The organism is Enterococcus sp. DIV1094 (genome assembly GCF_017316305.2).
Classification (GTDB): Bacteria; Bacillota; Bacilli; order Lactobacillales; family Enterococcaceae; genus Enterococcus_B; species Enterococcus_B mangumiae.
In genome coordinates this window covers 1,464,929-1,477,540 of the sequence record NZ_CP147250.1, presented here as the reverse complement: position 1 = coordinate 1,477,540, position 12,612 = coordinate 1,464,929, and the positions used below count along the sequence as shown (strand labels likewise).

The window sequence follows — 12,612 nt, the reverse complement described above, 5'->3', positions numbered from 1 at the left end:
TTCCGAAGCACAAAAGCCCCGACTAATCGAGAGTCGGGGTCTTTTTTATTTCTTTGAGTTACTTCACAAACATCGCATCGCCAAAACTGAAGAAACGATAACGTTCATCAATGGCATGCTGATAGGCAGAAAGCGTTAGCTCTCTCCCGGCAAACGCACTCACTAACATGACTAAAGTTGATTTTGGTAAGTGGAAGTTCGTAGAAAAGGCTTCAACTACCTTGAACTCATAACCTGGCGTGATAAAGATATCAGTCCAGCCACTATCTGCTTTGATCTCACCAGCAAATTTAGTGCCAATCGTTTCTAGTGTACGGATCGAAGTCGTTCCTACTGCCACGATTTTCCCGCCATTTTGACGCACTTGATTCAAGCGCTCAGCTGCCTCTTCGGTCAAACGATAAAACTCACTGTGCATTTGATGTTCTTCAATCTTGTCGACGCTCACTGGACGGAAAGTACCAAGGCCGACATGGAGTGTCAAATAGACAAGTTCTACCCCTTTTGCTTTGATTTCGTCTAGTAATTCTGTCGTAAAGTGCAACCCTGCAGTTGGTGCAGCTGCTGAGCCATTTTCTTCCGCATAAACTGTCTGGTAGCGATCTGGATCTTCTAAACGTTCTTTGATATAAGGCGGCAATGGCATTTCACCAAGTGCTTCTAGATTTTCTAAGAAAATCCCCTCATAAGCAAATTCAATGATCCGTCCACCATGATCGAGTTCTTCCTTAACGACTGCTTTTAAGCGACCATCGCCAAAAGTGATCTCAGTCCCTACTTTGGCACGCTTAGCAGGTTTGATCAACGTCTCCCACGTATCGCCTTCCGTATTGGTCAAAAGCAACACTTCTAAATGCGCGCCAGTTTCTACTTTTTCTCCATATAAACGAGCCGGTAATACGCGAGTATTGTTCATCACTAGCGCATCGCCAGGATTTAGTTCGTCAATGATCTCATGGAAATGTTTATCCGCCAGCTCACCTGTTTGGCGATCCACTACAAGTAAACGGGAATGGTCACGGTCTTTCAATGGTGTTTGGGCAATCAATTCTTCGGGTAATTCAAAATCGAAATCTTCTGTTGTTAACATATCGTCACTCACTTTCTCTATTTCGCTCTTTCATTTTACCATTTTATGCTGACAATGCCAAAAAGCAAAAATAGTCTTAATCCATTCTTTTATAATTAATTACGTTATCTTTTCAGATATATTTTATCAACAGAATCAAAAATTCCTTACTAATTTAGTTATTTGCCTAATAAATAAATCATCAAATTTGTGTTCCTTAGTTATTTTAGGCATACTAATATAAGAACATTCTTTATGTAAAAAGAAAAGAAGAGGTGCAGTATGATTGAATTTCAGAATGTATCAAAAATTTATAAAGGTGGAAAAATCGCAGTTGAGGACGTCAACCTTTCTTTTGAAAAAGGTGAATTCATCTGTTTCATCGGTACGAGTGGTAGCGGAAAAACAACGACGATGCGTATGCTTAACCGCATGACCGATCCGACTGAAGGTCAAATTTTGATTGATGGCAAGTCGATCCAAGAAATCAACCCCGTTGAACTCCGCCGACAAATCGGCTATGTGATCCAAAGCATCGGCTTGATGCCCCACATGACGATTCGAGAAAATATCACGCTTGTCCAAAAGCTATTGAAGGTCAGCCAAGAAGAACGCAACAAAACAGCCGAAAAAATGATTGATCTTGTTGAGCTTCCACGTGAGATGCTTGATCGGTACCCTCATGAGTTATCTGGTGGTCAACAGCAACGTATCGGTGTCGTCCGTGCGTTAGCAGCGAATCAAGACATTATCTTGATGGATGAACCTTTTGGCGCGTTAGACCCTATTACAAGAGATTCTTTACAAGACTTAGTCAAAGACTTGCAGGAACGTTTAGGGAAAACAATCGTCTTCGTCACACATGATATGGACGAAGCAATCAAACTAGCCAGTCGCATCGCCATCATGAGTGAAGGTCGAGTGATTCAATTTGATACGCCACAAAATATTTTACGTCATCCTGCCAATGAATTTGTCGAGGAATTGATTGGTGAAGATCGTTTGCTTCAAGCGAAACCAGATACGACAAAAGTGGGCGAAGTCATGTTGAACCAAGCCATTACGATCACTCCCGAAAAATCATTGCAAGAAGCGATCAAGCTCATGCGTGAAAAACGTGTCGACACCCTTTTAGTAACTGATAATTCAAATACTTTAAAAGGATTTATCGATGTTGAAACGATTGATAAAAAACGTGGGAAAGTTTCGAGTGTTGGCGATATTTTGAATAAAGATGTTTTCTATGTAAAACAATCTGCTTACTTGCGTGATACGCTCCAACGAATCTTAAAACGTGGTCTGAAATATGTACCAGTAGTCGATGAACAAAATAAAGTCGTCGGTATTTTAACTCGAGCATCGCTTGTAGACATCGTCTATGACGTGATCTGGGGTGAAGAACCATCTATCACAGATGCAATTGGTACGCCGCCCGAAACAAAGGAGGTCTGACCAATGGCCGAATTTTTCCAACAACATGGCGCGGAGATCGTCTCAAAAAGTCTTGAACATCTCTATATTTCAGCAATTGCTTTGATCATTGGGATTGCCGTTGCTGTTCCCTTAGGTGTTCTTTTGACGCGTTTTCCTAAAATCGCAACAATCGTCATTGGTTTGACCAGTGCGTTGCAAACAGTCCCCTCTCTTGCACTATTGGCACTTATGATTCCTTTATTTGGCGTCGGGAAAGTCCCTGCAATCATTGCCCTATTCATTTATTCTCTTTTACCCATTTTAAGAAATACGTATATCGGGATGAAGAACGTGGATTGGAATTACCGCGATGTCGCAAAAGGCATGGGCATGACGAATGTTCAATCGATTTTTTCTGTTGAGTTGCCGATCGCTATGCCGACGATCATGGCAGGCATCCGTTTAGCTGCTGTCTATGTCATCGCCTGGGCAACACTTGCCTCTTATATCGGTGCAGGTGGTTTAGGTGACTTGATTTTTAGTGGCTTGAATAATTATCAGCCCGATTTGATTTTTGCTGGAACGATCCCTGTAACGATTTTGGCATTGCTTGCGGATTTCCTACTAGGTTTCTTAGAAAATCGGTTAACTCCGATCGCATTGAGAGAGGAGAATGACGAATGAAACGCATCAGAAATAGTCTCATACTCGTAATGACCGTCCTGCTACTGGCAAGTTGTTCCTTCCCAGGATTAGCCAGTAATACGGATGAAGATACGATTTCTATCACTGGCGGGATCACTTCTGAAGCTCAGATCCTCGGAAGTATCGTTGCTGGGATGATCGAACACTATACGGAAAAAAATACGACGATCATCAATAACTTAGCAACGACAACGATCAATCACCAAGCGATGATCAATGGCGATGCTTCGATTTCTGCCGCGCGCTATACAGGGACAGATTTGACGACTACCCTTAATCTGCCACCTGAAAAAGATCCCGCAAAAGCGTTCGATATCGTGAAACGTGAATTTGAAGAACGATACAACCAAACATGGTTCCCTTCTTATGGTTTTGAGAATACGTATGTTTTTCTTGTCCGTAAAGATACGGCGGAAAAATACAATCTAAAAAAAGTCAGTGACTTGAAGAATGTCGCCGACGAACTTGTTGCCGGTGTCGATACTTCATGGATCAATCGTAAAGGAGATGGCTATGACGGCTTCCAAGAAACGTATGGCTTTTCATTTGACTCCATCTTACCAATGCAGATTGGTTTGGTCTATGATGCTGTAGAAGCTGGGCGAATGGATATCGTTTTAGGGTATTCAACAGACGGTCGTATCGCTAGTTATGATCTCGTCATGCTAGAAGATGATTTGAGCTTCTTTCCACCTTATGATGCTGCACCAGTTGTAGACAATCAACTTTTGAAAGACACACCAGGTTTAGAAGAAGCACTCTCAAGGTTAGGCAACACGATCAGCACAGAAAAAATGCAACAATTGAACTATGAAGCAGATAATAATTTGGTTGAGCCTTCTGTTGTCGCAGAGCGCTTTTTAAAAGAAAACCATTATTTTGGAGGGGAGTGATGACGATGGAAAACATGAATTGGTTCCAACAATTTATCTATTATTTTCAAGAGAATGGCACGTACGTCTTTTCGCAATTTCTCCGTCACTTTCTCATTTCGATCTACGGTGTACTTTTTGCGGCAATCGTCGGCATTCCCATCGGTATTCTTATTTCGAGAAAACGGAAATTAGCTAACTGGGTGATTCGCTTTGCCAATATCATCCAAACGATTCCTTCGTTAGCCATGATCTCGATCTTGATGATCGGGTTAGGATTAGGAGTGAATGTCGTGATCGTTACAGTTTTCTTGTATTCGCTACTACCGATCATCAAGAACACGTATACAGGGATGATCCAAGTCGACAAAAATATCCTTGATGTCGGCAAAGGGATGGGGATGACTGCCAGTCAACGTCTCTTTATGGTCGAACTACCACTTTCTGTTTCTGTTATTATGGCAGGTATTCGAAATGCTTTAGTAGTTGCTATCGGGATCACAGCCATCGGTGCATTTGTCGGTGCAGGCGGTTTAGGCGATATCATCATTCGTGGAACGAATGCCACAGATGGTACTTCCATCATCTTAGCTGGCGCCTTGCCAACAGCCTTTATGGCCATTATCACCGACTGGGTCTTAGGGATCATCGAACGCCGTTTAGACCCCGCGGCAAAGCATTCAAGATGATAAACATAGAGAATGCATAATTGAACCCAATAGATTTCTATCTTTAAACAATTGAAAACACCGCCAGTTCAAGAAATAAACGCTTGATTTGGTGGTGTTTTTTTACTGAAATTCAGATTGATAATCATTGACTAAATCTTCTGGTATGTAAAGTTCTATATAAACTATAAATAAATGAGTTGCTACTTACTCTGACAATAATGATAAAAAATCAAACACCATATCAATGATTTGTGCCACTTCACCTAACTCAGCGAGAGTGGCTTTCTCTACAAAGCGTACATTTCTCTGCTTTTCCATAAAATCAAATGTTTTGATTTGAAAAGGATTGATATATCCTTGTAGTTTATGACTCTTATCTAAAGCAATATAGTTTTTATATTTCGTATTAGCAAATGGACAAACCGCACACATCCCTGTTACTGCATTATAATGGTTCGCACTGACAACAATTGCAGGTTTTCTTTTTTTACTCTCTCTATCCATACTAGGATTGAAATTAATAATCACGAAATCTCCTTGTTTAGGCGTATAGCCATTAATATTATATACCATTAAATAATTTCCTTTCCTACAAGTGAATCCTCAGGAAATCCAGCACTTGCATCAATTGTTTCATCATTTTCAAATGCTTCATCAAAAATATTTTTTTCTTTTTTATAAACGTGATTGTATCGTCTTCCCCCTTAACAGCAATGTACTCAACATTCTCTTCTATACCAAATTTAGTAGGCACAGTCAAAACAATCGCATTCCCTTGTTTCCTAGTCTTCATAATTTTCGCCTCCTATCTATTATCATCATACTATAAACAAAAAATAAATATAACGTGAATACATTTGCGGTTAAATTGAACCCCCACTCCAATATCACATAACCATAAAAGACCTTAGAACACCAAAATACTGTTCTAAGGTCAAAGAATTGTCTCTATATCACATGTGCTTATTTTTTCAGATGATAACTATACGTACTTACAACGATATTCTCACGCCAAGAAAGACGTAAACGTAATCTTAGACTCGTCTGATTATGCAAGATGTTCTGCCATCTGCGATTTGGTACAAATTGTGGAATCAACACTGTCGTCGTGTAATTTTGTTTCGCCGCATTTTTGCTGACTAGATCAACATAGCGCAAAATCGGGTTTTGGATCGAACGATAAGACGAATGGACGATTGAAAGACGAACGTCTGGAAAATGCTTTTTGAATTCTGCTTGGATTTCTTTTTCCTTTTCGATATCCTCATCTAACGATACGTGCATGGCAACGACATAATCACCGATTGAACGTGCATAATTCAATGCCCCCGTATTTACACGTGTAACATTTCCTACAAGCACCAAGACTGTATTCCCTTCATATTCATGCAAATTCACTTCATCTTCTAAACGGAGCTGTTCCGCTACTTTTTGGTAATGATCATGGATTTTATAGAACACGAACATGACGATCGGCATGATGATGAAGAATGGCCAAATATCTCCTAAGCGGTAAACAAATAAAATTGCGATGATAGCATAAGAGATGAATGCTCCAGTAATATTCGCAATGGATTTCGTCAACCACTTTTTGCCCTCTTTCTTCCATTTGATGACCATTCCTGTTTGCGATAACGCAAAAGGAATAAAGACACCGATCGAATACAATGGAATCAATCGTTCCGTAGAACCATTAAAAATAAACAAGAGCACGATAGAACCTAACGCAAGGGTGATGATCCCGTTCGAATAGCCTAAACGGTCTCCACGATCTTGGTACATATGAGGCATAAATTTATCTTTTGCTAGATTATACGCTAAAACTGGAAAAGCAGAGAAACCTGTATTTGCCGCAACCGCCAAAATCAAGGCTGTCGCAAATTGCAAGATATAATACAAGATTCCATGCCCAAACACAGCTTGACCGATTTGAGAAAGAACAGTCACTTCTTTTTCAGGAACGATCCCATACCAATAGTTGATAAACGTGATCCCTACAAAAAAGAAGCCTAAGATCAATGCCATCATCGTCAAAGTCATTGCTGCATTTTTCGCACGTGGCTTCTTGAAGAACGGCACTGCATTACTGATTGCTTCTACGCCAGTCAATGAAGAAGAACCAGAAGAAAATGCTCGTAAAATCAAGGCTACCGATACTCCAGGAACAACTGCGCCTGGAAGAGCTGTCGCTTGTAACGGTACAGCACCAGTCACGATATTGAATAAACCAACAACGATCAATAAGGAGATGACGAGAATAAATGTATAGACTGGAAACAGCAAGAATGAAGCTGATTCTCTCAGTCCACGTAAGTTCAACATCATCAACAAGAGGACGATAGTCACCGAAATCGCTACTTGATGCCCATATAGAGCAGGAATAGCCGAAGTAATCGCCTCTGCACCGGCTGACACGGAAACCGCAACAGTCAGCATATAATCGATCAATAAGGACCCGCCTGAAATCAACCCCGCATTTTTACCGAGGTTCTCACTACTAACAACGTAAGCCCCACCACCGTGTGGATAAGCGTGAATGATCTGCCGATAAGAAAGTGTTAATGAAATCAATAGAATAATGACAAACGCAGCAATCGGCAATGAATACCAGATCGCAGCAGCAGATAACGCAACGAGTACCACAACGATTTGTTCTGTTCCGTATGCAATTGATGACAACGCATCAGAAGATAATAATGCTAACGCGGCAAACCTTGTTAATTTATGGTCATCGTTTTCGGCCGATTTCAATGGCTTACCTACTAACAACCTTTTTAAGTAATCCAATTTCTATGCTCCTTTACACACCTTTTCCCCTTTGAATTACAGGTGTCTTTTTTTATAGTAAACAAGATGTTATAGTACGCCCTTGACCTTTAAATGTCAACAAAATTCGGAAAAAATATCGATAGAAAATAACCAATTTTTTTTAATTCATTTTTCAATCGTTTCCCATCAATCAATCACTTGTTGGCTCTTGTATAGAGGAAAGACGAGCTTAGGAAAATAACGTTATCCTAAACCCGTCTTTGCTTTAAATCAAGCCATAAAAATCTTTATGCGTAACTAATTTAGTGTTGCAGTTTTTTCTAATGGAAAATCCGACTTTCATGCGCAGCTTCTTTGAATTTCTTCATTTTTTCACTGACAAATGGATAGGATGCTGTTCCAACGATCCCTACCACGATAAAGATGCCCACTAAAATCAAAATCGCATGTGTCGCATTTGGCCAATAGATCCCACCAGCCGATTCACGCAATAGATTGACTGCATGAGTAAATGGTAAGAATGGATTGATCATTTGGAAGAATTTTCCTGACACTTGGATTGGATAGTTCCCGCCACCACCAGAGATCGATAGGACAAGTATGATGATCGCTATCCCTTTTCCGACATTATCAAACAGTGCTGCTAACACGTATACGATCATCATAAATGACAAAGCGATCAACACCGCAAACAGTACGCTATAGACTGGGTTGACGACGTACACACCAAGTAAGAACATATTCCCTAAAGTAACGATCAAGCTTTGGGCAATTGCCATAGTCAAGAAAGTCAACATGCGCGCGCCGAACTGTTCACGTTTTGTATAGTTTTTGCGTGCTTTTTTATCTAAATAATAATCCGTCGTAGCAACACTTGAGAGCAAGACCGCGCCTACCCACAAACATAAAGCAGTATAGAACGGTGTACTTGCAGATCCGTTATTTGGGATTGGATACAATGAATTTGTCTGCAATTCTACAGGCATCGTAAAGAAATCACTCTCTTTTGTCGCATCTAATTTCAAGAGCTTGATGACTTCCCCAAGATCGACTTCTTCTTCCCCTTTACGGATCGCATCAGCTGCTTTTTGAATGCCAGCTTTGATGTTCGGCCAATCATTCGTGATCAAGTCTGCGGCTGCATTCACTGCTGTTTCAACTTCCGGCATTTTATCGTTGACTGTGGTCATCGTACTATTGATCTCATTTTTGATTGTTGGCCAATCATTCTGGATAAAATCAGCAGCTAAACCAAGTTTTTCTTGTAATACAGGTAAGTCATTATTGTATAGGTCGGCTCCTTTATTGATGCCATTCACGATCGTTTCCATATTGTCATTTAACATGGTATTCGCATCATGGATCTCTTGACCGATCGCAGGCATTTCTTGTTGATATTTCTCTAATATCGCTACCGCATTAGTCACTGTCTCTTTCGTCGAGCTTAATAGCGAATCAAAGTCGATTTGGTCCGCTTTACTCAATGCCCCTTGCGCGGTACTGATCGTATCGATCACTTGTGTCAAGATCGATTGAACGGTTGTGCTGACTTCGTCAACATTGATACTATTGATCAAGCCGTTGACAGAATTAGCAGCATCTCTAACTTCTTGTAAAAGTTTCGTAACTTGAGAAACATCCCCAGCCTGAACAGCTTCATTTAATCGTGTTAAACGATTTTGCAAATCAGTTAATGCTGGTTTTACACTCTTCAACGTATCAATAATCGGTTGTAGTTTTGTATTTCCAGCGTTCGCTTGTAGATCTTCCAAAAATGAAATCAACTTATCCGTTGCTTGTTGTTGTGCTGTAATACCATTGATAAAATTAGTTAACAAGTTATTGATATTTGCTTTTTCTTCATCTGTTAGTTGTCCATCTTCTACAGCTGTTTCGATCGTTTGCGCTAATGAACTAGTCGTCGTTGCTACTTGCCCAATCGCGTCTAACGTTGTCTTCACGCTTGTCGTGATTCCTGGGACTGCTTCTTTGAGTTGTTCTGCACCCGATTTCGTATCAGCCGCTAGATTCTGCGCTTGCGATTCTAAATTTTTCACATCAGGTAAGATGTCTTGGACTTGTTGGATGATCGTCAATCCTTGTTTTGCTTCCTCGATTCCTTGATTCATCGTTTCTTCGATCGATGCAAAATCATTATCGATTTCAGCGATTTGTCGTCCCGCATTTTGGATCTCTGGGATTTTTTCTTGCAAATCAAGGATCAATTTCGCTTGTTCTTTTAATTCCGGCATTTTATCGTTCAACTCAACGACTTTTTGTCCCATTTCATCCACCTGTGGTAAATATGCGACAAATTCATCTGCCTTCTCTAGCTTATTTTTAATATCAGGTAACTGTTTTTGTAGATCAAGTACTTGTTGCGTATAACCATCGATCGTATCCAAGTTTTCATCTGTCGATAAAATCATTGATTTTACTTTATTGATACTTACGAGGTTAGAGTCAATGTCATAGCCAATCTCATTGAATACTTTTAGTAGCGTTTCACTCGCTGTCTTAATAAATTCACTTGAGATTTGTGACTGGATCGTCGTTGCCCCTTTATCAGTGATTTTTGGCGCAATCGCATTGATTTTTTGATTGACTGTATATTCGATTTTTGGTTTTTGGATATCCCCACTCGTGAAGCTTAGTAAGTCCTCCGAAAAATTCTCTGGCAAATAGATACCAGCATAATATTCTCCTGAGCGCACGCCGTCTTCCAATTCTTTCTTCGAGTCAACGAATTGCCAGCCAAGGTCTTTATTTTCGTGAAGCGACTTCAGCACTTCTTTTCCGATAGCTACTTCTTCCCCTTGAAATTCAGCAGGTTTATCTGCACTATATACCGCAATCGGCAGTTCTCCAGTATTTCCATATGGATCCCATAATGCTTTGATATTGAACCAAGCATACAAGGAAGGAATAATCATGATTGCGATGATCAAAAGCGTCGCAACAGGATTTTTAAAAATTCGTTTCCAATCAAGTACATATAAGTTTATTGTATTTTTTATTGATTTCATATTCATCACCTTTTTTTGTTCCAGCTGCATCACTTTATCATGAAAACCATACGATTTTCAATCCTATTTTCAGATTGGTAACTAATTTTTTGACAGTTAAATCAAACTGTCCGAATATTGTTATCTCTCGCTTAATAAATACTTAAACTCCCCTTATTGATTATCAAGTTTCGTCGTCCTTGCATAAAATTTTTTGCCTATACGTGAGCAAACTTAATTGTTATAAAAAGCTTACCATAGTTTCCAATTTTTTTGTCTAAATTGGTTACCTATAAACATAGATTCTTCCCTTCTATAGATAACTTCAGTTATTTAAAAGGCGAAATCATTTTGTGAAACTGATAATTTGGCAAAAAGAATCACGCACGCAAAAAGAGGCACAACAGCCAGCATAAATCGCTAAGATGATCTTTGCCGTTGAAGTTCCTCTTGTTTGTTTTTCTAAGGATTATGACATTCGCTGTCTTACGCCCTCTAAAGCAGGATAAATGGTGTTCCAAAAGTAATACCTCAGTCATAACCTCATGATTGACTAAACACACGGTGCTATTTTATATGTATGAACGTGCTGTTTTTGTCTTTTATTTTGAAACTGGGACAAGTGCTTCGATTCCAATACTGATTTTCAATGCACGATCCACGTCTAACATGATCGATCGTTCTAAATGACAGACCTTTTCTTTTAATCTGGATTTATCGATCGTTCTGATTTGTTCAAGTAAAATGACTGAGTCTCTTTCAATTCCGGTTCCGGTCGCTTTGATTCCTATATGTGTGGGCAATTTAGGTTTCGCCATTTTCGCAGTGATTGCTGCCACGATGACCGTTGGACTGAAATGATTCCCTAAGTTGTTCTGAATCACTAAGACTGGTCTTGTCCCACCTTGTTCTGATCCTACCACCGGAGAAAGATCAGCAAAATAAATATCTCCTCTTTTTACCATACGCCTCTCCTCACTCTTGATATTCTCTAGGTATACGGGGACCTAGCACACACGCGACTTCGTAATGGATCGTACCCAATTGATCTGCTACATCTTGCATCGTAATTTCAGCCTGTTGATTTTTTCCGATCAACGTGACTTTCGTTCCTACTGGCAGTTGATAAGGTAGACGGACCATCAATTGATCCATACATACTCGTCCAATAATTTCACAATAGACGCCTTCCACTAATAATGAGAAGCCTTGCATTTTTCGTAACCAACCATCTGCATAGCCGATCGGAACAGTCCCGATCCATTCTGAATCTGAAGTTGTATAGGTTTTTCCATACCCTACGCCTTCTCCAGCTGGCAGTTCTTTCACTTGGATCAATTCAGAAACAAGTTCAAGTGCTGGTTGTAATGGATAGACTTCCTCTAATGCATGACCGGATGGATTCAATCCATACATTGCTACCCCATATCGTATCATATTGCCCGTCGCTTGTTCATGCCATAATGCAGTGGCACTATTACTGCTATGGACATATCGTGGCAAAGTGGGTAGACTTTCGATTATTTCAACAAATTTTTGATTTTGTTTTTCCCAATAAGTTGTATCTGCTTGATCTGCTGTAGAAAAATGAGTATAGATCCCTTCCCATTCTAAAACTGGGCTATCTTGGACCATTTCGACTGCTTCATTGACTTCTGCAACGTTGAGAAAGCCAATTCTCCCCATTCCAGTATCGACTTTCAAATGCAATTTCAACAAATATTCTAGATGTCTTTCTGTCATATAAGTATTTGCAGCTTGCAACCATTCTTTGGTTCCAACAGTAATGGATAGATCGTGGATGACTGCAAGTGTCAACGCATCGATCGGAATCATATTCAATACAAGAATAGGTTGTGTGAACCCTGCCTCTCTCAGCTCGATCCCCTCATCTAAAGTAGCTACGCAAAAACCAGTAGCTCCACCTTTTTCCGCAGCTTCTGCTGTTTCGACTGCGCCATGACCGTAACCATCTGCTTTTACGACAGCAAACAATTCTTTCCCATTTAAGCGTGCAACTTCATTTGCTACATTTTCTGTAATTGCCTGTTTATGTATAATTGCTTTTGTCGGACGATGCCAAGCAATGACCATTGTTCTTCCTTCTT

The 12,612-nt window shown here is 40.0% G+C and carries 10 protein-coding genes and 1 pseudogene; 4 read left to right on the top strand and 7 right to left on the bottom strand.

Annotation, left to right across the window (positions count from 1 at the left end; translation table 11 throughout):
• Positions 1-58: 58 nt before the first annotated feature.
• Positions 59-1,090: a tRNA preQ1(34) S-adenosylmethionine ribosyltransferase-isomerase QueA gene (gene queA / locus DOK79_RS07165; protein ID WP_206854363.1), complete on the bottom strand. Its 1,032-nt coding sequence runs from the start codon at positions 1,088-1,090 to the stop codon at positions 59-61.
• A 261-nt stretch (positions 1,091-1,351) separates the two neighbouring features.
• Between queA and DOK79_RS07160 the strand changes: the two genes are divergently transcribed.
• The 4 genes from DOK79_RS07160 to DOK79_RS07145 are packed head-to-tail and all read left to right on the top strand — an operon-like array spanning position 1,352 to position 4,748.
• A complete protein-coding gene (locus tag DOK79_RS07160; RefSeq protein WP_206854366.1) occupies positions 1,352-2,521 on the top strand; it encodes a betaine/proline/choline family ABC transporter ATP-binding protein in 1,170 nt (389 codons plus the stop codon).
• A 3-nt stretch (positions 2,522-2,524) separates the two neighbouring features.
• Positions 2,525-3,166 carry an ABC transporter permease gene (locus DOK79_RS07155; protein ID WP_206854368.1) on the top strand — a complete coding sequence of 214 codons (642 nt, stop codon included), beginning with the start codon at positions 2,525-2,527 and terminating at the stop codon, positions 3,164-3,166.
• A complete protein-coding gene (locus DOK79_RS07150; RefSeq protein ID WP_206854370.1) occupies positions 3,163-4,080 on the top strand; it encodes an osmoprotectant ABC transporter substrate-binding protein in 918 nt (305 codons plus the stop codon). Before DOK79_RS07155 ends, DOK79_RS07150 begins: the two co-directional genes overlap by 4 nt.
• A 5-nt stretch (positions 4,081-4,085) precedes the next feature.
• Entirely contained in the window at positions 4,086-4,748 is a 663-nt protein-coding gene (locus DOK79_RS07145) for an ABC transporter permease (protein WP_277989370.1), read from the top strand.
• Positions 4,749-4,934: 186 nt separating this feature from the next.
• Here DOK79_RS07145 and DOK79_RS07140 read toward each other — a convergent pair whose 3' ends face one another.
• The 6 genes and pseudogenes from DOK79_RS07140 to alr all read right to left on the bottom strand — a co-directional run bounded on the left by DOK79_RS07140 (position 4,935) and on the right by alr (position 12,598).
• On the bottom strand, positions 4,935-5,303 hold the full coding sequence (locus tag DOK79_RS07140) for a type II toxin-antitoxin system PemK/MazF family toxin (protein ID WP_206854373.1): 369 nt from the start codon (positions 5,301-5,303) through the stop codon (positions 4,935-4,937).
• Positions 5,303-5,523 (bottom strand): annotated as a pseudogene (mazE, locus tag DOK79_RS07135) (type II toxin-antitoxin system PemI/MazE family antitoxin). The gene DOK79_RS07140 and the pseudogene mazE overlap by 1 nt, the downstream one beginning before the upstream one ends.
• Before the next feature lie 170 nt (positions 5,524-5,693).
• Positions 5,694-7,517, bottom strand: a complete 1,824-nt coding sequence (locus tag DOK79_RS07130) for an APC family permease (protein WP_206854374.1) — start codon at positions 7,515-7,517, stop codon at positions 5,694-5,696.
• Between the two features lie 302 nt (positions 7,518-7,819).
• A complete protein-coding gene (locus DOK79_RS07125) occupies positions 7,820-10,525 on the bottom strand; it encodes a YhgE/Pip domain-containing protein (protein WP_206854375.1) in 2,706 nt (901 codons plus the stop codon).
• Between the two features lie 581 nt (positions 10,526-11,106).
• Positions 11,107-11,469 (bottom strand): type II toxin-antitoxin system PemK/MazF family toxin, encoded by a 363-nt coding sequence (locus DOK79_RS07120; protein WP_206854376.1) that lies wholly within the window; start codon positions 11,467-11,469, stop codon positions 11,107-11,109.
• Between the two features lie 10 nt (positions 11,470-11,479).
• On the bottom strand, positions 11,480-12,598 hold the full coding sequence (alr, locus tag DOK79_RS07115; RefSeq protein WP_206854378.1) for an alanine racemase: 1,119 nt from the start codon (positions 12,596-12,598) through the stop codon (positions 11,480-11,482).
• Between the last annotated feature and the right edge of the window lie 14 nt (positions 12,599-12,612).